This window comes from Sphingobacterium sp. WOUb80 (assembly GCF_050058145.1).
Taxonomy (GTDB): Bacteria; Bacteroidota; Bacteroidia; order Sphingobacteriales; family Sphingobacteriaceae; genus Sphingobacterium.
The window spans coordinates 6,339,512-6,360,450 of record NZ_CP165617.1; the positions used below are offsets into that span (position 1 = coordinate 6,339,512).

The 20,939-nt window shown below is 39.1% G+C and carries 19 protein-coding genes; 10 read left to right on the forward strand and 9 right to left on the reverse strand.

From position 1 onward, the window contains the following. Positions 1-17: 17 nt before the first annotated feature. The gene (locus AB1Z56_RS26120; RefSeq protein WP_309366537.1) at positions 18-659 is read right to left on the reverse strand and encodes a response regulator transcription factor; all 642 of its coding nucleotides are present in this window, start codon (positions 657-659) and stop codon (positions 18-20) included. A gap of 277 nt (positions 660-936) precedes the next feature. Here AB1Z56_RS26120 and mscL point away from each other — a divergent pair, with 277 nt between their 5' ends. From mscL to tsaB, 5 genes are all read left to right on the forward strand, one after another. Beyond that, positions 937-1,344 (forward strand): large-conductance mechanosensitive channel protein MscL, encoded by a 408-nt coding sequence (gene mscL / locus AB1Z56_RS26125; protein ID WP_309366539.1) that lies wholly within the window; start codon positions 937-939, stop codon positions 1,342-1,344. Between the two features lie 239 nt (positions 1,345-1,583). Continuing rightward, positions 1,584-1,742 (forward strand): 50S ribosomal protein L34, encoded by a 159-nt coding sequence (gene rpmH / locus AB1Z56_RS26130; RefSeq protein WP_075991291.1) that lies wholly within the window; start codon positions 1,584-1,586, stop codon positions 1,740-1,742. A gap of 60 nt (positions 1,743-1,802) precedes the next feature. Beyond that, positions 1,803-2,231: a ribonuclease P protein component gene (locus AB1Z56_RS26135; protein WP_309366545.1), complete on the forward strand. Its 429-nt coding sequence runs from the start codon at positions 1,803-1,805 to the stop codon at positions 2,229-2,231. Then, the gene (gene yidD, locus AB1Z56_RS26140) at positions 2,182-2,436 is read left to right on the forward strand and encodes a membrane protein insertion efficiency factor YidD (protein WP_309366547.1); all 255 of its coding nucleotides are present in this window, start codon (positions 2,182-2,184) and stop codon (positions 2,434-2,436) included. Before AB1Z56_RS26135 ends, yidD begins: the two co-directional genes overlap by 50 nt. 14 nt (positions 2,437-2,450) lie before the next feature. Next, positions 2,451-3,158 (forward strand): tRNA (adenosine(37)-N6)-threonylcarbamoyltransferase complex dimerization subunit type 1 TsaB, encoded by a 708-nt coding sequence (gene tsaB / locus AB1Z56_RS26145; protein WP_426790531.1) that lies wholly within the window; start codon positions 2,451-2,453, stop codon positions 3,156-3,158. On the opposite strand, the gene AB1Z56_RS26150 is transcribed toward tsaB, so the two are convergent. Then, positions 3,153-4,058 carry a magnesium transporter CorA family protein gene (locus AB1Z56_RS26150; RefSeq protein WP_309366551.1) on the reverse strand — a complete coding sequence of 302 codons (906 nt, stop codon included), beginning with the start codon at positions 4,056-4,058 and terminating at the stop codon, positions 3,153-3,155. The genes tsaB and AB1Z56_RS26150 overlap by 6 nt on opposite strands. An 88-nt stretch (positions 4,059-4,146) precedes the next feature. Beyond that, positions 4,147-4,764, reverse strand: a complete 618-nt coding sequence (locus AB1Z56_RS26155; protein WP_309366553.1) for an OmpH family outer membrane protein — start codon at positions 4,762-4,764, stop codon at positions 4,147-4,149. Between the two features lie 192 nt (positions 4,765-4,956). Here AB1Z56_RS26155 and gyrB point away from each other — a divergent pair, with 192 nt between their 5' ends. The 4 genes from gyrB (at position 4,957) to AB1Z56_RS26175 (ending at position 13,090) form a co-directional block, all read left to right on the forward strand. Continuing rightward, the gene (gene gyrB, locus AB1Z56_RS26160; protein ID WP_309366555.1) at positions 4,957-6,915 is read left to right on the forward strand and encodes a DNA topoisomerase (ATP-hydrolyzing) subunit B; all 1,959 of its coding nucleotides are present in this window, start codon (positions 4,957-4,959) and stop codon (positions 6,913-6,915) included. Positions 6,916-7,131: 216 nt separating this feature from the next. Continuing rightward, positions 7,132-9,111, forward strand: coding sequence for a hypothetical protein (locus tag AB1Z56_RS26165; protein WP_426790532.1), 1,980 nt, complete (start codon positions 7,132-7,134; stop codon positions 9,109-9,111). Then, positions 9,108-11,192 (forward strand): ComEC/Rec2 family competence protein, encoded by a 2,085-nt coding sequence (locus AB1Z56_RS26170; RefSeq protein ID WP_426792403.1) that lies wholly within the window; start codon positions 9,108-9,110, stop codon positions 11,190-11,192. The genes AB1Z56_RS26165 and AB1Z56_RS26170 overlap by 4 nt, the downstream gene beginning before the upstream one ends. Then, entirely contained in the window at positions 11,189-13,090 is a 1,902-nt protein-coding gene (locus tag AB1Z56_RS26175; protein WP_313266737.1) for a RecQ family ATP-dependent DNA helicase, read from the forward strand. The genes AB1Z56_RS26170 and AB1Z56_RS26175 overlap by 4 nt, the downstream gene beginning before the upstream one ends. A 1-nt stretch (position 13,091) precedes the next feature. Here AB1Z56_RS26175 and AB1Z56_RS26180 read toward each other — a convergent pair whose 3' ends face one another. The 6 genes from AB1Z56_RS26180 to AB1Z56_RS26205 all read right to left on the reverse strand — a co-directional run bounded on the left by AB1Z56_RS26180 (position 13,092) and on the right by AB1Z56_RS26205 (position 19,784). Next, complete coding sequence (locus tag AB1Z56_RS26180; protein WP_426790533.1) at positions 13,092-13,931, reverse strand: sulfurtransferase; 840 nt, start codon at positions 13,929-13,931, stop codon at positions 13,092-13,094. Between the two features lie 100 nt (positions 13,932-14,031). Beyond that, a complete protein-coding gene (rpsA, locus tag AB1Z56_RS26185) occupies positions 14,032-15,963 on the reverse strand; it encodes a 30S ribosomal protein S1 (RefSeq protein ID WP_293955766.1) in 1,932 nt (643 codons plus the stop codon). Positions 15,964-16,191: 228 nt separating this feature from the next. Then, positions 16,192-17,157 carry a YihY/virulence factor BrkB family protein gene (locus AB1Z56_RS26190; RefSeq protein WP_088160434.1) on the reverse strand — a complete coding sequence of 322 codons (966 nt, stop codon included), beginning with the start codon at positions 17,155-17,157 and terminating at the stop codon, positions 16,192-16,194. A gap of 1 nt (position 17,158) precedes the next feature. Next, positions 17,159-17,566, reverse strand: a complete 408-nt coding sequence (locus AB1Z56_RS26195; protein ID WP_313266735.1) for an acyl-CoA thioesterase — start codon at positions 17,564-17,566, stop codon at positions 17,159-17,161. After that, positions 17,566-18,606, reverse strand: a complete 1,041-nt coding sequence (gene mltG / locus AB1Z56_RS26200; RefSeq protein ID WP_426790534.1) for an endolytic transglycosylase MltG — start codon at positions 18,604-18,606, stop codon at positions 17,566-17,568. The genes AB1Z56_RS26195 and mltG overlap by 1 nt, the downstream gene beginning before the upstream one ends. 194 nt (positions 18,607-18,800) lie before the next feature. Next, positions 18,801-19,784, reverse strand: a complete 984-nt coding sequence (locus tag AB1Z56_RS26205) for a PASTA domain-containing protein (protein ID WP_309366571.1) — start codon at positions 19,782-19,784, stop codon at positions 18,801-18,803. A 146-nt stretch (positions 19,785-19,930) separates the two neighbouring features. Here AB1Z56_RS26205 and AB1Z56_RS26210 point away from each other — a divergent pair, with 146 nt between their 5' ends. Continuing rightward, positions 19,931-20,938 carry a D-alanine--D-alanine ligase family protein gene (locus AB1Z56_RS26210; protein ID WP_426790535.1) on the forward strand — a complete coding sequence of 336 codons (1,008 nt, stop codon included), beginning with the start codon at positions 19,931-19,933 and terminating at the stop codon, positions 20,936-20,938. Position 20,939: the final 1 nt, after the last annotated feature.

The window sequence follows — 20,939 nt, forward strand, 5'->3', positions numbered from 1 at the left end:
ACACTCCAACAAAATTACTAGTTGTTGGAGTGTATTCTGAAAAGCTCGATCAATTCAGGAATATTAGAAACATTGAGTTTTTCAAAGATTCTACTTTTATACGTGCTCACAGTTGAAGGGCTTAACTCCAACAAGCTAGATACTTCAATAATTCCCAGTCCCTTTATCAATTGCTTGGCAACGTCCACCTCTCTATTTGACAAACGTGCCAACGGATTTAGTTTAGTCAGTTCAGACTTGCTCTGAGTCAATTTCTGAATGTATAGGTCCTGTACAGTGCTCGACATGTACTTCCCTCTATCCTGAATAGCCAAAATAGCATTGGAAAGTTCAGCCATTGCTGTTGTTTTATTGAGATAACCCACTGCTCCGGCTTCGATATAACGTAAAGCATAAAGTGATTCGTCATAAGATGAGAAAATCAAAATTTTAATGCTTGGCCGAATTTGAAGGATTTCCTCAACGACACGTATATTATTTCCTCCCGGCATATTAATGTCCAATAATAATAGGTCGAAATCCTCTACCTTTATTTTTTCAAGAACCTCGTCAAAGGTTTCAGCTTGGAATATTTCTGCTTTTTGAAGAGTTTCTTTAATAATAACGGAGGCTCCTAATCGTACAATGCCGTGGTCGTCTGCTATAAGAATCTTTTTCATAGATATGCTATCTGATGCTGGGCTTTAATTACTGTATGAAATAAAGTACTAACAATATACAATATATCTTGATATTTTACTAGTTAACGGGCAAATATAAGAAATTAAGTTAATAAAAATTAGTGGGGTGCGAGGTACATATCTTTTTTATAAAATAGGACATGGGCCAGAAAATATAGCACAATATGAGTTTAACGATAAAAAATTAGCATATTTTAATTAGATTTATGTGACAATTATTAGTTTTGTCATAATTCATGGACTAAAAAATTTAAATATGGGATTTTTAAAAGAGTTTAAAGAGTTTGCAATGCGCGGCAGCGTAGTAGATCTAGCTGTCGGTGTTGTCATCGGTGGAGCTTTTGGTAAAATTGTCACCTCATTGGTTGACGATATTATCATGCCGCCTATTGGTTATTTAACAGGTGGTGTTGATTTTTCATCCAAAAAATTGATCTTGAAAGCTGCTGATGAAGCTACTAAACAAGCTGAAGTATCTATTAATTATGGAAACTTTATTAATGTAATTATTCAATTTTTAATTGTAGCATTCTGTATTTTTTGTGTTATTAAGGCTTTAAATTCATTGAAACGTAAAGAGGAAGCAGCTCCAGCGGCACCTGCAGCACCGACGAAAGAAGAAACGCTTTTGACTGAGATCAGAGATATTCTGAAAAATAAATAGGGTAGGATATATACTTCATTTATAAAAATCAGCACAGTCAAACTGTGCTGATTTTTATTTTAGGGTAGTTGAAAAATTGTTTTTTGAAGCTGTAGCTGAATAAATTAGCTTGTCCGCTTCACATTAACTTTAAATGTTCGTAATATTGTTTGTTTTTGTCTAAAATAAACTTTACTTTTGCATTCCTCTTGGGGAGTTTTGTATTAATTGAAGTAAGAACAAATTAGCATAATAGCGTCATGAAAAGAACATTTCAGCCATCGCAAAGAAAAAGAAGAAACAAACACGGTTTTAGAGAGCGTATGAGCTCTGCAAACGGTAGAAGAGTATTAGCTTCACGTAGAGCCAAAGGTAGAAAACGTCTTACAGTGTCTGACGAATACCGTCACAAAGGTTAATCTTTGACAAGGATCGGTGGCCGCTTATAAGAGCTTTTTCTAATAAGATTAAGTCATCGTATGAAAAATACATTTACAAAAGAAGAACGGTTATGTGCGAAAAGGCGTATTGATACGCTTTTTAAAAGCGGTTCTTCTTTTGTCTTGTATCCGTTTAGAGTTGTTTTTCTCTTCGAAAAAAACAATGGGGCTGACGATATTCCCTCCAGTCAGTCTATCATTTCCGTATCCAAACGTAGGTTCAAAAGAGCAGTTGATCGCAATTCGATTAAGCGAATGATGCGTGAGAGTTACCGTTTGCAAAAATCGAATGATTTGATTCCGTTTTTGTTGAAACATAATGTAACTTTGTATTTGGCTATTCAATATGTAGGCAAGCAGATCTTAACGTATGATGTGTTTAGCACCGCAATGAATAAAATGCTGAAAAAATTGCAGGATGAATGTGCTGAAGCTTATTTGGAAAAAGGGGATTCAACCCCTGTTTAGTTTTATTTTCTTGGCTATTATTCGGTTTTACCAAGTTTTTATTTCACCATTTTTAGGTGCTAATTGTAGATATACGCCGACCTGTTCTCAATACGGAAAGGAGGCTATTCTGAAATATGGACCTTTTAAAGGTGGCTGGATGGCTTTAAAACGAATTGCACGTTGCAACCCTTGGGGTGGGCATGGACATGATCCTGTGCCATGATTTCAATAATGACGATGAATAATTTAATTTTACAAATTGATACTTCAACCACGATTTGCTCGGTTGCCCTAAGTGAAAATGGTGAGACACTAGCGGTTATCGATCTCGATGAACCGAATGCCCATGCCGCTAAATTGACCGTTTTGATTGCGGAAATCCTTACACAGACAAACCGAACGATGCAGGATTTAAGTGCTGTGGCGGTGAGCATGGGACCGGGCTCTTATACAGGTTTACGTATAGGGGTGTCTACGGCCAAAGGTCTCTGTTATGCCTTAGATATACCCTTAATCGCTATTAATACATTAGAGGCTTTGTTTCTAGGGTATAAGGGACAATTTGGTATAACAGAAGGTGAAGCTTATCTTCCCATGATCGATGCCCGTCGTATGGAAGTATATACGGCCGTTTATGACCATAATGCTGCATTGGTGAAAGCAACATCTGCCGAAATTATTGATGTTGATTATTTCAATGAATTATTGCTGAACTATCATCGTGTCCATTTATTTGGATCGGGAGCCGATAAATTTGACGATTTGTTCAGCGCAATGGATCGCGTGGATGTGCTGAGCGGATTTAATGATTCTGCGGCTTTTTTATCGACGTTGGCCTTTGATAAATTTCAGCGGAAAGAGTTTGAGGATATTGCTTATTTCGAGCCATTCTATCTTAAAGATTTTTTGGTTACCCCAGCAAAGAAAAAGGTTGGCTTATTATAGCCAACCTTTTCTTTTGAACCATAAATAAATAGCCAGGGATATCGCAACCATGATCCCCATGGCGACCGGGTATCCATAGTACCATTCGAGTTCCGGCATATTTTTAAAGTTCATACCATAAATTCCTGCCACAAAAGTGATGGGCATAAAAAATACGGAGAAAATCGTCAGGATACGCATAATCTCATTGGTGTGATTAGACGAGATGTTGAAATACACATTAAGCAGTTGAGCTACATTCTCCGATAAGTTTTCGTATAAAGTCGATGTACGGACCTGAAGATCTTTTAAATCCCGTGTGTATACATCCTTTTTGGATGATGAATGAAAATGCTCGACAACCTCTTTGTAGAGAAAGATCACTTTTCGTGCAACATCAATCTGCCTTTTGATAAAATAGAGGTTTTTCAATATAGGTTGTTGTTTCATCCGTTTCAAAAATATCAATTCCTCGTATGCATCAATTCGGGTTGAAAGCTGCTCCAAAGTTTGGCTAAAGGTGAATACAGCAGCAGTCGTGATAAATACAGCTAGTTTACGACTATTCTTTGTTTTGATAGATGTGAATTCAATGTTCTTCAGCTTTTCTAAGAATTCGATTCGACGTTTGTGTACTGTAATGACAAAATCATTTCCATAGAATATGGTCAGACGGTCAGTAATCTCGCCGATGCTGTCGGAATTTTCTTTGAAATTGTCTGACATGACACGAAGAATAACGAAAGTATAGTTCTCAAATTCTTCGATTTTAGGTAGATGCTCAGGTTCTTTGGAGTCCTTGATAGAAGCTTCATTTAAATTGTAGCGCTCTTTGATGAAGGTGAAATCTTCTGAGGTCGGTTCAGAGATATCTATCCATTCGTAGTTTGCGATTTCTTTTTCAACAATCGTTCTGACCATAAATCTAATTTTAGCAAGGACAAGATAAGAAAGAAAATAAAAAAAGCCATCAACGGAGTTGATGGCTTTTCTGAATTTTTATGATCTTCTATTTGTTTGAAGTTTTATATTCTTCATTTAACTGTTTGATTACTTCATTCGTGATTTCCAAAGATGGGTCAGCATACAATACAGTTGGGTTGCTTTTTGAATAGGTCAGCACCAATTTGTAGCCATTTTCTGCTGCATGTTTTTTCAGGAATTCGGTAATTTTATTATAAACATTGTTGAATTCTTCAGACTCGTCTTTTGCAATAGAGGAAGAAGCCGTTTGGTCTAAACGCGCAAGCTCATCTTGTTTACGTGCTAGCTTCTGTTCAGTAGCTTGTCTATCAGCAGCGGACATTGTAGCAGCATTTTTTTGGTATTCGGCAACTTCACGTTGGAAAGCAGTACTTTTTGATTGAAGATCCGCTTGTGCTTTCTTTACCTTATTTTCAAGCTTTGATTTAATATCTTTAAAATATTGGTATTTTTCCGAAAGGGAATCCGAGTTTAAATAGACGATTTTATCTTTGCTACTTCCTTGGTTTTCTTTACTTACCGTATTGGAATCGTTTTTAGCAGGTTCGTTTGATGTTTTTGCACCTTGATTACATGATGCAATTGTTCCAACCAATAAAAGGCCAAAGGAAACTTTCGATACAATTGAAAATATAGTGTTCATTTTTTTGTTATTTGCAAATTATTACTGAAAACAAACCTAACATAAAAAAATCGAAATTTTAGTTTTTAGTAATAAAAAAGTAAAATTATACGACCTATTGCCAATTCAGAATATCGGTTCAATACTTGTTCACGGACTTGATAAATCGGCCAAAATTTCGTATTTTTGAATATTACATTTAAGAGGTTTTCAATGAGCGAAGAAAATAAAAATGCATCCACCTATTCGGCCGATAATATTCAGGTATTAGAGGGTTTAGAGGCGGTTCGTAAGCGTCCATCCATGTATATCGGTGACACCGGTGTAAAAGGATTACACCACTTGGTATACGAGGTAGTTGACAATTCAATCGATGAAGCTGTAGCAGGGTATTGTACAGATATCTTTGTTACTATCCATAAAGATAATTCGATTTCTGTCCGCGATAACGGTCGGGGTATTCCTACAGGAATCAACAAAAAAGAAAATAAATCGGCCTTAGAGCTTGTAATGACAGTATTGCACGCTGGAGGTAAATTTGATAAAGATACCTATAAGGTTTCTGGTGGTCTGCATGGTGTTGGGGTTTCCTGTGTAAACGCCTTGTCTACCCTTTTGAAAGCTGAAGTCCATCGCGATGGAAAGATCTTTCAACAAGAGTACCAAATTGGTAAGCCCTTGTATGATGTGAAGGAAGTTGGTGTTTCGGATAAGACTGGTACTATTGTAACATTCCATCCGGATGCAACGATTTTTACGCAGACTACTGTCTATAATTACGATACCTTAGCAAACCGTCTTCGTGAGCTTGCATTTTTAAATAAAGGTGTGAGCTTGACTTTGAATGATGAGCGCGAAACCAACGAAGATGGCTCTGAAAAGAAAGAAACGTTCTATTCTGAAGGTGGTCTAAAAGAGTTTGTAAAATTTTTAGATGGTAACCGTCAGTCGTTGATTCCTGAGCCTATTTATGTTGAAGGTGTAAAACAGGGTATTCCTGTCGAACTGGCTTTACAATATAACGATACTTATTCTGAAAATGTCCATTCTTACGTGAACAACATCAATACGATTGAAGGTGGTTCACATGTGGCGGGTTTCCGTCGTGGTTTGACCCGTACATTGAAAGCTTATGCGGATAAGTCGGGTTTGCTTAAAAACCTAAAAGTAGAAATTACAGGTGATGACTTCCGTGAGGGATTGACAGCCGTTATTTCGGTCAAAGTTGCAGAACCTCAGTTTGAAGGTCAAACGAAAACAAAATTAGGAAACTCCGAGGTGATGGGCGCTGTTGATGTTGCCGTAGGCGAGATCTTAGGTGTTTATTTGGAAGAGAATCCACGTGAAGCAAAGTCTATTGTTCAGAAGGTTGTAATCGCTGCTCAGGCACGTGCTGCTGCACGTAAAGCCCGTGATTTGGTGCAACGTAAAACCGTAATGGGCGGTTCTGGACTTCCTGGTAAATTAGCCGATTGTCAAGATAATGATCCTACAAAATGCGAAATTTATTTTGTTGAGGGAGATTCTGCGGGCGGTACTGCGAAGTCAGGTCGGGATAGAAAGCATCAGGCAATCATGCCTTTGCGTGGTAAAATACTTAACGTCGAGAAAGCGATGGAACATAAGATCTACGAAAATGAGGAGATCAAAAATATGTTTACAGCTTTGGGGGTGAGCGTAGGTACTGCCGAAGATGCTAAAGCATTGAATCTTGAGAAATTGCGCTATCACCGTATCATTATCATGACCGATGCCGATGTGGATGGGTCCCACATTACAACATTGATCTTGACATTCTATTTCAGATACATGAAAGAATTGATTGAAAGAGGATATGTATATATTGCGACACCGCCGCTGTACCAGGTGAAAAAAGGAAAAGAACATGAATATGCTTGGAATGAAGACCAACGTATCAATGCTATTCAGCGTTTGAAAGGAACCGGTAAAGAGGACAGTGTACACGTACAACGTTACAAAGGTCTTGGAGAGATGAATGCAGAACAGTTATGGGATACAACCATGAATCCTGAAACGCGTACATTGAGACAGGTAACTATCGAAAATGCTGCGGAATGTGACCGAATTTTCTCTATGCTAATGGGGGACGAAGTTGCTCCACGTCGTGAATTTATTGAGAAAAATGCGCGTTATGCTAAAATTGATATTTAATTGATATTCTCATAAAGGAATAAAAAAAAGCCTGATGAAATTTTTCATCGGGCTTTTTTTATTCCTTTATATTTCCTAATTTCATAAGAGTGAATCACTTTTCTGCCGGGATAAAGGGTTCATGGCCTAGCATTTAGCCAATATTAATTAAAACCTATTATGAAATATTGTAGCAAGATTTTGCTCTTTATAGGTTGTTTTATTGGCATAACCTGTATGGCGCAGACAAAAGAAAAAGTCGATCTCCAAGATTTATTTGAAAGCTTATCGGAAGAACTTCCAGAGGATGCCGATTTGAGCGAACTGACGGAAAAGTGGCACTACTATCTCGAACATCCGATCGATCTCAACAAGACCGATGGAAGAGAACTCGCTGAATTGCAATTCCTGAATCCTTTATTAATTGAGCAGCTGCTGGAACATCGGACCATTTCAGGTAATTTTATCAACCTGCTTGAATTACAATCCATTGATGGTTTTAATGAACGGATGGTCAACTTACTGTTACCTTTTGTCAGGATAGGCGCTGAATCTCCTCTTGAAACCCTGAAAGTAAGAAATTTTAAACAGGAATTTACGGTAAGATATGCCCGGATACTTGAAAAAGCAAAGGGGTATCGTATCGCTGATACCATGAGATCCCGTTATCTCGGTGATGCCAATCGCTACGCGCTAAGGTACAGAGCCCAATTAAACGATCGAATTCACCTAGCCGTCAATATGGAGAAAGATGCAGGGGAACCCTTTTTTAGGGATAAGCAAAAAATGGGATTTGATTTCTATGGCCTAAGTTTATCAATAAAGACCGTAGGCCATTTCAAGAATATTGTGATCGGCGACTATGCGCTACAATTCGGTCAGGGACTTAGCATGTGGAATGGTCTGAATTTCGGAAAAGGGGGATTAGTACAGAATACGGCAAGGCAAGGTATTGGTGTAAGGTCATATACTTCGTTAAATGAAGCTAATTTTATGCGTGGTATAGCTGGGACCTTACAGGTAAATCACATTGAAATTACCCCGTACTTTTCTTACCAATCCATTGATGGAAAAGTTAACCGCACAGTTTTTCCAGCGACGATTTCAACAATCGCAAGTACAGGTCTGCATCGTACTCCAACTGAACAGGGATACCGTCATGCGGCATCTCAAATGACCTATGGATTGAATGTATTGTGGCGTTATAGACGGCTCAAAGTAGGTGTTCATTTCAATCAGACAAAGTTGGATGCTTTTAAAACAAAGGGAATGGGATTACGGCAGGAAGCTGACTTTGAGGGAGATCTTTTGCGAAATATAAGTCTGTATGCAAACTATACCATTCGAAATACCTATTTATTTGGTGAGTATGCGAACAGTATGGATGGAGGTTCATCATCGTTAGCCGGATCTATCATCAGTTTACATCCACGTTTATCATCGGTTATATTGCTTCGAGACTATAAGAAGAACTTTCATACTTTTTATGGACAGGGATTTGGTGAATCGGATAACACCTCCAACGAACAGGGAGCTTATTTGGGACTAACGTATCAATTGGGACGAAAATTGCTCTGGTCGAATTATGCCGATATATTTCGTTTTCCAGGAGCAAAGTATCAGGCTGATACGCTATCTACCGGCGCTGATTTCTTTAGTCAGCTGAGTTACATGTGGTATAAAAAAGGCCAACTTTCATTGCGCTATCGTAACCGATTGAAACAAGTTAATTACCAGGGAGCGGGACAAACCGAGCACGGGCTTGTGAATGCCAGCAAACAGCAATTCAGGGTAGAATTTCATTACCGCCTAAGTTCAATATGGACGATTCGCTCCCGTGTTGAAGCCAATCTATTCCAAAAAGAGTATCAGGGAAATAGTTTCGGTTATATGCTTTACCAGGATGTGTTCTGGAAGTCTAGGGCCGGAAAATTCCAGTCGAATATACGCGTTGCGTATTTCGATGCGGCAAGTTATGATAATCGGATCTATGCTTATGAGCAGGATGTATTATATGCATCTGGTTATGGAATGTACAATACAAGGGGATGGAGAATGTATTTCAATCTGCAGTATCGGTTAAGCCGCCATCTTCAGGTATGGGCCAAATATGCGGTCTATTACTATCCATCGCGGGAGAGTATCGGGACTGGATTAGATCAAATTGAGGGCAATAGAAAGTCAGAGGTTAAGATGCAGTTGCGGTGGCAGTTATGAAAGCGTTGAGTTTTCTGCAAAGACTGGAGCGACTTCCTACGCTTAAGCTTACTGTCCCATATCTTGTGACGCTTCTTCTTGCACCTCGATTGCCTATGTCGCTCCATATTTTCCAATGCGTTCAGCAGCTATTGGTTGTGCTGGTTTTGATAACATTTTGTTGTTATTTATTAAAGGGAAGAATCCGCCAATATGGCTACATCTACGGGTATTATGTGTCTATTGTATTATTTGGGATTTTCCAATTTTGGCGCGAGGACCCTTTGGTTACAATCAGTCATTTCTCCCATATAGTGACCGATAGTTATGTAGTCAAAATTATTGAAGAACCCAAGGTGAAGCGGGATATCATTCGTTTTTCGGCAGAAGTATTAGGGGCTTACCAAAAAGGTGAATTTGTTGAAACTACAGGTCGACTAATGTTATCTTTAAAATCTAGCCAGAAGAACCCACTGCAGTTTGGTGATCTATTGTGGTTAAAAGGTCAAGTAAAGAAAATAGCTCCGCCATTCAATCCAATGGAATTTGACTATCGAGAGTATTTGGAAAGACAGCATATTTATCATGAAGCTTTCGCAGTCTTTGGTCGTTATAAGCTGATCAGTAGGAGAGAAGCAATGGCTTTTTCCTTGACTGGGCTTGCTTTACAAATGAGGAGATATTTTTTGGTTAAGCTTCGGCCCCATATCAAAAGGGATGAACACTTTGCTATTGCGTCAGCTTTATTATATGGTTCTCGGAGCGATATCAGTGCCGAAAGCATCCAGGTCTTCACCAATACGGGAACGATACATGTATTAAGTGTTTCGGGAATGCATGTTGCTGTTTTATTCAGTTTTTTATCCCTTATTTTCAAGCGAATTGCCTGGCCTTCCTATCTCAGATGGCTGCCACTAATTTTATTATGGAGTATGATCTGGATATATGCTTTTATTGCAGGGCTTGATCCGCCCATTACGCGGGCAGCTATTATGATTAGTTTTGTGCTGTGTGCACAGCATTTTAAACGAAGCTTTTCAACACTGAATTCGCTTATTATTGCCGCATTATTGATTTTACTGGTCATTCCCCGGGCTGTTGTTGATGTGGGGTTTCAGCTGTCCTTTTTAGCCGTTTTGGGTATGACGATATGTTCGCCGCTTGTCGAAGGATTCCTTCCGGTTAAAAGACCGATATTACGGCTTTTGAGAGATGCATTGGCTGTTTCTATTGCTGCGCAGATATTGACAACGCCACTGAGCCTTTATTATTTTGGACAATTTCCAACTTATTTTCTGGTAGCCAATGTATTAGTCGATTTCCCTTCAACACTAGCGATGTATCTCGGTTTTATTATGACAATCAATCCAATGCAGGGGCTCAACGATTTATTGGGTTTCCTTTTGGAGCATCTCATTACTTTCATCTTATACTGTTTGAAATTTATTGACCACTTGGCTTTTTCAACAATAAAAGTTGAACCTATGGGACTGGAGCTTCTATTTTTGACCTATTTTGCACTATTTTCTTTTTTATATGCTTTTCAATGGAAAGATAAAAAATACGTTTGGCTAGGGGGATGCTGTGCAATTGGAATACTATTGATCACTGCGCAAAAATACCTAGAAAATAAAGATGTAGAACGGTTTCGGGTCTATAATACGAAACATGAGCTGACGATCGGGTATTTTAAAAGCGGGCGCGGAATCGTTTACAGTACATTTGATTCTTTGCAATCCCGAGGCTTGCAATATGCATGTGGAAGAGAAATCCAATTACTGACGAGGGAAAAAGTTCAGTTTGTAGCTTTGAATGGTCAGGAGCGGAAAAACTACCTTGTTACGCTCCCTTTAGGTAGAATTGCTATTTTATTGCATGCAGGGGGAACAATGACACATGCTGACCTTGTCATTGTCAGAAAAAATTTACTAAATGGTTTACCTCGTTTATTGAAGCAAATTAGACCAAAACTTGTTATACTGGATGGATCCAATTCAATGGAGAAATCCAAGCATACAAAACGTATGTTGGATAGTTTGGGAATACAGAATTATCTCATGAAAGATAATTTTGCGTATGTTTGGGATAAGGAGAACTTATGACGCAAGATAGTATATCAATCTTAAGGCAATACTGGGGATTCGATTCATTTAGACCCCTGCAGGAAGAAATTATTCAATCGGTCATTTCAGGTAAAGATACACTGGCTTTATTGCCGACTGGCGGCGGAAAGTCGATTTGTTTTCAAGTACCTGCCTTGATGCGAGAAGGGATTTGTATTGTCGTTACACCGCTTATCGCATTGATGAAAGATCAGGTCGAACATTTGAAAAAGAATGGAATTCAGGCGGTCGCCATTTATGCTGGAATGAAGAAGAGAGAGGTGGATATTACATTGGATAACTGCGTCTATGGGCAAATTAAATTTCTCTACCTTTCTCCTGAACGTTTGTACAATGATATGGTGAAAGAGCGCATTCGATTTATGAATGTCAACTTGTTCGCCATAGATGAAGCACATTGTATTTCTCAATGGGGATATGATTTTAGACCGCCCTATTTAGAACTCGCTAAGTTAAGGGAACTGCATCCCAAGATCCCTTTTCTGGCTCTTACAGCGACCGCAACGGAGCGTGTCATTAGCGATATACAGCAGAAACTGAATTTTCCGAAAGAAAATGTATTTGTCAAAAGCTTTCTCCGCGACAATTTGGCTTATATGGCCATTGAAGAAGAGGACAAGATGGGACGCATGGTACGGATTATACATAAGTTGGGGGGATCCGGTATTGTCTATGTCAGAAATAGACGAGAAACGCAGGAGATAGCCCGTATTTTAGTCAATAATGGCGTTTCGGCAGATTATTACCATGCTGGGCTTTCGGGGCAGGAGCGAGATCAGAAACAAAAAGGATGGATGGCGAACAATGTTCGCGTCATTGTTGCTACCAATGCATTTGGAATGGGCATTGACAAACCAGATGTGCGTTTTGTGATCCATCTCGATTTACCAGATTCCCTAGAGGCTTACTATCAGGAAGCGGGTAGGGCGGGAAGAGACGGAAAAAAGGCGTATCCTGTTATTCTTTATCAAAAGACCGACGAGCGGAAACTTGTTGATAATTTGCAAGCTAGTTTTCCTGATATTCCATTTATTCAGCAGACTTACCATTACCTATGTAATCATTTTCAAATTCCCTATGGTTCTGGAGAAGGAGTGACTGTGGATTTTGATGTTGTGACTTTTGCCAAAAAATATCAGTTGCCTTTGGTCCCCGTTATGAATGCGCTGAAGTTTTTGGAGCGGGATACCTGGTTGGTACTGTCAGAAGCTGTAACAATACCTTCCCGCTTTAAGTTTGAGATTGATAGTGCCGAATTGTATAAAGTTCAAGTGCAGTATGTGAAATATGATAAGCTCATTAAGGCTATTTTGCGCAGCTATGGCGGTGTTTTTGAGAACTATATCCTGATCAATGAATATGAATTTGCACGTAAGTTAGGTCTGTCTTATGATCGTGTTGTCGAGCTGTTGAAGTCGTTAGAGACATTGGAAATAGCGAGTTATCTACCTTCTACAGATGCGCCACAACTGACCTTTTTACAAAACCGTGTCGATTACAAACACCTGCATATCGATCATATTTTTATTCGCGATCGCCATCAGGTGAAGGAAGAAGAAGTCAATGGCATGATCGGTTACATTGAACACAGCAATTGCCGCAGCCAGTCGCTGTTGTTATATTTTGGTGAGAAAAATGCTGGTTTCTGTCAGGTATGCGATCTGTGTCTGATCCGTAATCATCAGGAAAAGCAACGGACAAGCATAAAAGCCGAAATTAAAAACAGTTTGCTCGCTGGGCCTAAAAATATTCACGATTTGGTTGCGAGCTTGACGATAGGTACAGAAAATCAAAGAATAGAGATTATCCGTGATCTCCTAGATGCGGAAAAAATTCGTCTGGAGGATAATCTCTATTCTTGGAATACCTTGTTTTAACTTATTTTTCGATGGGAAGATTAAGCTCTTCTTGGCCCCATTCTGACCAGGAACCATCGTATACGCGGATTTGCTCGTGACCAGCAAGATGACAAGCAAATGCTAAGATTGAGGCCGTGATACCAGACCCACAGGAGAATACATATTCATTTCCGGTCACATTAAAATGATCAAATTGCTGTTTCAGTTCATCAATGGGTTTATAAACGATTCCATCAAATAGTTCGTCGAAAGGGAGGTTTTTGGAATGGGGGATATGCCCACCATGGAGGCCTTTACGAGGTTCAGCGACTAAACCACTAAAGCGACCTTTACTTCTAGCGTCGAAAATATTAACGTCGGAATTTCGATAATGTGTTAAGATATATTCTTTGTCAGCATAACGGTTTGCTTGAAATTGGGCTTTGAAGTTACCAGGCTTTACAGCAGCTGTATACTGGTCTACAAGTGGCAATTTGATTTTTTTCCAAGCAGGAACACCACCATTTAGAATAAATACCTGTTCAAAACCCATGACCTTAAACATCCACCAGGCTCTTGGGCTTGAATAAACGCCCCATCTGTCATATAATACGACCGTACTGCCCTGATTGATTCCGAGGTTTTGCATTTCCCGTTCGAATACATCTGCAGATACAAGAGTATGCGGTAATTTAGAAGTAGCATCCGAGAGTTTTCCTTCGATGTCAAAAAATTGAGAATGGGGAAGTACTTCGAACTTGGTATCCTTGATGGATTGGCCAACTTTGTCGATGGTGCAATCAAGGAGGACAATGTCTGTATGCTGTCCCAATGATTCATGAAGTTCGGAGGGGTTAATTAAGGCTGATTTGAATGACATAACAATAAAGTTTATTGGTACAAAATTACAAAAGCATCCCTATAAAAGCAAAGCGGCTGTCCTTTTGGAACAGCCGCTTTTTATGGATTGAAATTGCTAATTACTTAGCGTTTTTATCATTTTCCATTTGCTCTTTCAATTGAGCTAATACGTCTAAGTCGCCTAAAGTAGATTTTTCAACAGAATCTTTTACTTTTTTCACAGCTGAAGACTCAGCTTTAGCGTCTTTTTTACGATTGCTAGACTCTTCTTTGCGAGCTTCTTCTTTCTCTTCTTCCCAGATACGAGAGTGAGAAATTACCAAACGTTTGTTCTCTTTGTTGAACTCGATGATTTTGAATGAAGTAACTTCATCAACTTTCAATGAAGAACCGTCTTCTTTAACAGAGTGTTTAGAAGGACAGAAACCTTCAACACCATATTGTAAAGCTACGATATCACCTTTGTCACCAACTTTGATCACAGTACCTTCGTGGATAGAACCTTCAGTAAAGATCGTCTCGAAAGTATCCCAAGGGTTTTCTTCCAATTGTTTGTGACCTAAAGATAATTTACGGTTTTCTTCATCTAATTCTAAAACAACTACGTCTAATGTTTCACCAACTTTAGTGAATTCGTTAGGGTGGTTGATTTTTTTAGACCATGATAAATCAGAGATGTGGATCAAACCATCGATACCTTCTTCCAATTCAACAAATACACCGAAGTTAGTCATGTTTTTAACAACAGCTGTTTGTTTAGAACCTACAGGGTAACGCTCAGTGATATTTTTCCAAGGATCTGGAGTCAATTGTTTGATACCTAAGCTCATTTTACGCTCATCGCGATCTAACGTTAAGATTTGCGCTTCGATCTCATCACCAACTTTCAAGAACTCTTGTGGAGAACGTAAGTTTTGTGACCAAGACATTTCAGAAACGTGGATCAAACCTTCAACACCAGGGATGATTTCTAAGAAAGCACCGTAATCAGCAACTGTTACGATTTTACCTTTAACTTTAGAACCAACTTCTAATGCAGTATCTAAAGATTCCCAAGGATGCTCAGATAATTGTTTCAAGCCTAAAGCGATACGTTTTTTCTCGTCATCAAAGTCTAATACAACAACGTTGATTGTTTGATCTAGCGATAAAACTTCTTTTGGATGCTCGATACGACCCCAAGAGATATCTGTGATATGCAATAAACCGTCAACACCACCTAAATCGATGAACACACCGAAGTCAGTGATATTTTTAACTGTTCCTTCTAATACTTGACCTTTTTCTAATTTAGCAACGATTTCAGATTTTTGGTTTTCTAAGTCGTTTTCAATTAATACTTTGTGTGATACGACAACGTTTTTGAATTCGTGGTTGATTTTCACAACTTTGAATTCCATTGTTTTACCTACGTATACATCGTAGTCACGGATAGGTTTGATATCGATTTGAGATCCAGGTAAGAATGCTTCAACACCTTTGATGTCAACGATAAGACCACCTTTAGTACGGCTCTTAACGAAACCAGTAATGATTGCATCATTTTCCAATGCCTCATTGATAGCTTCCCAAGATTTTTGAGTTTTAGCACGTTTGCGAGAAAGTACTAATTGACCGTTAGCATCTTCTTGAGATTCAACGAATACGTCAACTTTGTCACCAACTTTTAATTCTGGTAAGTCACGGAATTCTGATAAAGAAACTAAACCGTCAGATTTGAAACCAACATTTAAGACTACGTCTTTGTTGTTGATAGAAACTACAGTACCTTCAATAATTTCACCTTGGTTAACTTGGTTGAAAGTATCTGCGTATTGTGCTTCAAGTTTAGCGCGTTCAGCTTCGCTATAATTTCCGAAACCTTTATCATTTGCATCCCAGTCAAATTCACCTTCTGGTGTGATCCAAGTGTTTGATTTGATTTCGTCGATTAAGTTTGAATCAGCTTCTGATTCAATTTGTTCAGTGTCTTTCACTACTTTAGTGTCAGCCCCTTGTAGCTCTGCGTTTTTCGCTGCTAATTCTTTTTCTGCTTCTTGTTTTTTTGCCATTAATTAATTTTCTCCTTTTTCCTACTTTGTAGGAGTTGCAAAGGTACAAAAAAACTTTAAATGCAAAATTTTATTTTTCTTATTTTATTGAAAGACTTTCAGTTATAGGGGACTTTTTACACGCCAACCCCGCAAGGGATGGTATTTGAATTGTACTATTGCTAATTCTCGACTTTATTTGCGGAAATCCTTTTCCGATAAAATAGATTTTAAGTGACTTAAGACAACTTAGTCTTCTCTTTTAAAAGAATTGAAAATGCGTGGCTTGGCAATAACAATGGTTTGTTTAGATAGTGCTATGGCCGCATTAAGCTCATACCCCAATAATAAAATAAGCGTATTCAGGTAAATCCAGAGCATAATGACGATCAATGTCCCAATGGATCCATACAGTTTGTTATATGCACCGAAATGATTGATATAAAAGGTAAATATGGAAAACGTCAATATCGCTAAAATGGTAGCCATAGATGCTCCGGGACTGAAGAGTTTCCATTTATTGGAGTTGGAGGGGCCAAATTTGTAAATACAGCTTACTGTGAAAAAGTAGATAGCAAATATAATCAACCATCGGGCTACTTTAAGTAGAATAGCCCAGAAGCTGGATTTAATACCTGTCGTTTCCTTGAGGTAGTCTATCGTAATGCCAGCTATGGTAAATATCGTCATCCCCGCTGTTAACGCAAAAATAATCAGGAAAGCCAAGGCTAGGGCAAGCAATCGTTTTCTGATCCAGGGTCTTCTTTCCGTCATCAACGAAGCCTTATTGAAGGCATTCATAAGAGAGGCCATACCATTGGTCGCAAAATAGGCCGCAAACACAAAACCGAAAGATAGCAACCCGCCATTTTGGTTTTTGATAATATCCTCCAAAGTCGTTTCAACAACCAGAAAAGCATTTTTGGGAATTACTACCGCAAGGAAATCCAGCAACTGTTCCTGAAAATTATTGATCGGAATATAGGGGATCAATGTAAAGAGAAAGATAATCCCTGGGAAAATGGCTAATAGAAAGCTATAGGATAGGGAAGAAGCCTTACTGACTATCGAATCTCTAGAAAGCTCCTGGAAGAAAAATACCGCCACTGTATAAAGCGGTAGTGAGCCAAAGCCCGGCAATACGACACGTTTACTCCATTCGATTAATCTAAAATAAGGTTCAAAATTTAATAGCCATTGGTGGATTTTCCCCATATCAATTAAAATATTTACTCATTTTATCCAGGAAGACCTGTGGCGGCATACAAGGTCTGTTTTTCTCCATATTGACAAAGACCAAGGTTGTCTCTCCCTGGTTGAGTAATTCTCCCTCCTCATTGAAGAGCTCGTATTCAAAAATAATACGAACGGCAGGCTTCTGGCGGATGGTTACCCGTATGGTGATCAAATCATCATATTTGCCCGGTTTCAGATATTTGGTTTTCATTTCGGCAACGGGGAGCATGACCCCCATTTCTTCCAGTTCCCTGTACGATATCCCCGTGCTCCGCAGCATTTCAGTTCTTGCTATTTCATAAAATGCTGCATAATTGCCATAATAGACATAGCCCATTTGGTCTGTTTCTGCATAGCGAACGCGAATCTGATGGTCGAATACAAACATTATTTTTTAATATTTCTAGCGTCCAAAGCCTGTTGGAATTTGCGCGCATTGATCAGATGTTCAGCCTCTGTTTTGGCAAAATTATGGTAACCTGAGAAATCATCTTTTGCACACATGTAAATATAATCGTGTTGCTTAAAGTTTAAGACCGCATCAATTGCCGCGATGCTTGGGATAGAGATCGGACCTGGAGGCAATCCTCTATAAATATAAGTATTGTAAGGATTGTCTGTTCTCAGGTGCTTATTCAATACCCTTCTAATGGTAAAGTCATTATTAGCAAAGATCACGGTAGGGTCTGCCTGCAATAACATTCCCTTTTTTAGACGGTTTAAATAAAGTCCAGCGATCATGGGCATTTCATCTTGATGTAAGGCTTCACCTTTGACAATGGAAGCTAAGGTACTGACTTGTTGTGGTGTCAGATTAAGCGCTTTTGCTTTTGCCGTGCGATCCGCATTCCAGAATTTTTTCCATTCATCATCAAAACGGGCAATGACCTTTTCCGGATTGGTGTTCCAGTAAATTTCGTAAGTATTAGGAATAAACATAGAAATCAGATTTTCCTTTGTAAATCCGTACTTCTGCGCGGTAGCTTCATCATTCAGTACAGCGATAAATTGTGCAGAATCAGCTTCAAAACTTTTTCCTAGAAGCGCCGCCATATTCTCTTTTAGTCGAACATTGGCGAATCTGAATTTTACAGGTTCTTGGTAACCGCCAATCAAATTGCCGACTAAGCGTCTATTGTTCATCCCTGTGGTTAACAGATAACGTCCGGGTTTTACACTTTGTTCATATTTTTTATATTGTGCTGCACGCTCAAAGGAAGCGATATCATCCACTAGATTTGAATCTTTGATTGATTTCAGTACATCTTCATACTTTTCACCCTCGTGTATGTACAGGTACTTTTTCTCTCCCGATACATTCGAAGCATAAAATGCTTTATAAAATGTCCAAGCAAAATAACCTCCGACAACGATAACGATCAGCGCAATGATTTTTAACCAACTTGGTATTCCTTTTTTATTTTCCATTCTAAAATTTTTTATTCAACTGTTGTTCGCTGTTCATGGCATTTATACAGCCTTTAGCGGTCACTGGTTGATGAAATCGCACACATATAGATCGGTTTCATCTTTATATTTTATACTATTCCTGAATCTGCCAAGGACGCTAATCCATTATTGTGGAGATCATTCAATGCAGTTTCATTTTTGAGTCAATAAACTTAAAAGCCTAGACTATTCCCTTTATTTTCTTTTTCTTTTTTCTGTCCAGCAGGTTGTGTCGTCGTTGTCGGTTTAGCAACTGGCGTATTCGTTGTTGTACTTTTCGCTGGAGCAACAGGTTTCGACTGGACCGGAGGCTTCGCCGCCGGTGGAGTAACTTGAGTTTGGTTTGCCTGTGGTTTAGGTGTTGTTGTGCCAGAAGGAGTACCTGTTGTTGGCGCCGGTGCGGTCAACGAAAGTGTAACATCAATTTTGGCACCTAAGCTGGTCAGGCCTTTTTCTATCCCTGGCGATTGTACACTGATTACTGCGGTGGCTGTATCTGTAACATTCGGATCATATGTCACGGTACCTAGACCGAGGCCGGCGCCAGACAAGGCAAACTTCGCTTCGTTTAAAGGAAGACCTATTAAGTTGGGTATTTCAACTTCATTTGCTCCAAGCCCATTTCCCAAAACTAGATCTATACGTGATCCTTTCGGAATCATACGTCCATTGCGGATCGATTGCCCCGCAAATTGGGCGTCTAATACAATATCTCTTGCGATATCCGCGACATAAGAAGTATCACCAATTTTAAGGTTATGGTTTTTCAGTATCGCAGTTGCTTCGATCAGCGTTTTGTCTTTTATATTTGGAAAGGCAACTTCAGGGGCTACCTGCGTGATAATAGTCAAATAAATTGTGCGGCCCGATTTTACATGGAACCCTTGTTCAGGATCCTGTTCTATGACTAGACCTGGCTTGGCATCCATCTGATAAACGGAATCAATTTGATATTCCAGTCCAGCATCCTCAAGTGCTTGAATGGCTGCACTGATATGCAAGCCTTTCACTTTTGGAACGGCAATAGATTCATCATGTTTGGTATATATTTTCAGTCCTACATATACGAAAAGGAATAGACATATTATCGCAATGAGAGCGGCAATAAGATTTTTCCTGAAAGTGGGGGTCTGAAGATATTGTACGACTTTGGACATTTCTTTGTTTGATAAAAATTAATTCTGCATAGAACCGCAATATTAAAGCCAAGTTTGCAGAATGATTAAATAAAATTATTCCTCACAAAATTATTCGTTTTTCCGTGTATAGCAAATTATATTTGCTATTCGAATCGCTAAAATTTATGAAAGCAAAAATAGCATTAATAACTGGAGGTTATACAGGGGAGGCAGAAGTTTCTTTTAAAAGTTCTGCCTTTGTCAATTCTCAGCTTGATCACGACAAATATGATGTGTATCTAATTACAGTGAGCAAAGAAGCATGGTACTATGAAGATTTAGATGGTAAGCGTCACCCGATTTCAAAAGCAGATTTTACGCTTCCATTGAACGGGGAAACCCTGACCTTTGACTTGGCATTTATTATGGTGCATGGTGTACCTGGAGAGGATGGAAGACTTCAGAGCTATTTTGATTTGCTAGATATTCCTTATACATCTTGTGATGCCCTGACTTCCGCGCTGACGATGAATAAAGGGTATACAAAAGCGATCTTAACGGATATTCCAGAATTGCATTTAGCAAAATCGGTCCTATTATTCGAATCGCAGCGGTCTGAGGCGCTCAAAATCGTCGAAAGCAATCTTTCACTCCCTTATTTTGTCAAACCTAATGCCGGTGGAAGTAGTATCGGAATGACCAAAGTAAAGGAATCGGCACAACTGCAAGAAGCGATCGATAAAGCTTTTGATGCAGAAAATACAGGGAAACAGGTGATTGTCGAAGAGTTTGTGACCGGACGTGAGTTTTCGGAAGGAATTTTTCGCAATTCGAAAGGGGAGCTGGTTGTTTTACCTCCTACGGAAGTACGGACTACACGTGAGTTTTTTGATTACGAAGCGAAATATGTACCCGGATTGACCGAAGAGATTACTCCGGCAGAGCTGACTATTGAACAGCAGGAGCGTGCTGCACGTATTTTGAGAGAGGTTTATGTCAGATTGAACTGCAAAGGTATGGTCCGTGTAGATTTCTTTTTGGAAAACGAAACCGATAAATTTTATTTTATCGAAATCAATACTATTCCTGGGCAGACTCCACAAAGCTTTATCCCGCAGCAAGTAAGGGCTTTTGGAATGAAGGAAGGTGATTTCTACGGCGAATTGATCGAAACAGCCCTGCAATCGAAATAGT

Coding starts and splice junctions, on each gene's coding strand:
- AB1Z56_RS26120 (WP_309366537.1), bottom strand. CDS start 659: ATGAAAAAGATTCTTATAGCAGACGACCACGGCATTGTACGATTAGGA.
- mscL (WP_309366539.1), top strand. CDS start 937: ATGGGATTTTTAAAAGAGTTTAAAGAGTTTGCAATGCGCGGCAGCGTA.
- rpmH (WP_075991291.1), top strand. CDS start 1,584: ATGAAAAGAACATTTCAGCCATCGCAAAGAAAAAGAAGAAACAAACAC.
- AB1Z56_RS26135 (WP_309366545.1), top strand. CDS start 1,803: ATGAAAAATACATTTACAAAAGAAGAACGGTTATGTGCGAAAAGGCGT.
- yidD (WP_309366547.1), top strand. CDS start 2,182: ATGAATGTGCTGAAGCTTATTTGGAAAAAGGGGATTCAACCCCTGTTT.
- tsaB (WP_426790531.1), top strand. CDS start 2,451: ATGAATAATTTAATTTTACAAATTGATACTTCAACCACGATTTGCTCG.
- AB1Z56_RS26150 (WP_309366551.1), bottom strand. CDS start 4,058: ATGGTCAGAACGATTGTTGAAAAAGAAATCGCAAACTACGAATGGATA.
- AB1Z56_RS26155 (WP_309366553.1), bottom strand. CDS start 4,764: ATGAACACTATATTTTCAATTGTATCGAAAGTTTCCTTTGGCCTTTTA.
- gyrB (WP_309366555.1), top strand. CDS start 4,957: ATGAGCGAAGAAAATAAAAATGCATCCACCTATTCGGCCGATAATATT.
- AB1Z56_RS26165 (WP_426790532.1), top strand. CDS start 7,132: ATGGCGCAGACAAAAGAAAAAGTCGATCTCCAAGATTTATTTGAAAGC.
- AB1Z56_RS26170 (WP_426792403.1), top strand. CDS start 9,108: ATGAAAGCGTTGAGTTTTCTGCAAAGACTGGAGCGACTTCCTACGCTT.
- AB1Z56_RS26175 (WP_313266737.1), top strand. CDS start 11,189: ATGACGCAAGATAGTATATCAATCTTAAGGCAATACTGGGGATTCGAT.
- AB1Z56_RS26180 (WP_426790533.1), bottom strand. CDS start 13,931: ATGTCATTCAAATCAGCCTTAATTAACCCCTCCGAACTTCATGAATCA.
- rpsA (WP_293955766.1), bottom strand. CDS start 15,963: ATGGCAAAAAAACAAGAAGCAGAAAAAGAATTAGCAGCGAAAAACGCA.
- AB1Z56_RS26190 (WP_088160434.1), bottom strand. CDS start 17,157: ATGGGGAAAATCCACCAATGGCTATTAAATTTTGAACCTTATTTTAGA.
- AB1Z56_RS26195 (WP_313266735.1), bottom strand. CDS start 17,566: ATGTTTGTATTCGACCATCAGATTCGCGTTCGCTATGCAGAAACAGAC.
- mltG (WP_426790534.1), bottom strand. CDS start 18,606: ATGGAAAATAAAAAAGGAATACCAAGTTGGTTAAAAATCATTGCGCTG.
- AB1Z56_RS26205 (WP_309366571.1), bottom strand. CDS start 19,784: ATGTCCAAAGTCGTACAATATCTTCAGACCCCCACTTTCAGGAAAAAT.
- AB1Z56_RS26210 (WP_426790535.1), top strand. CDS start 19,931: ATGAAAGCAAAAATAGCATTAATAACTGGAGGTTATACAGGGGAGGCA.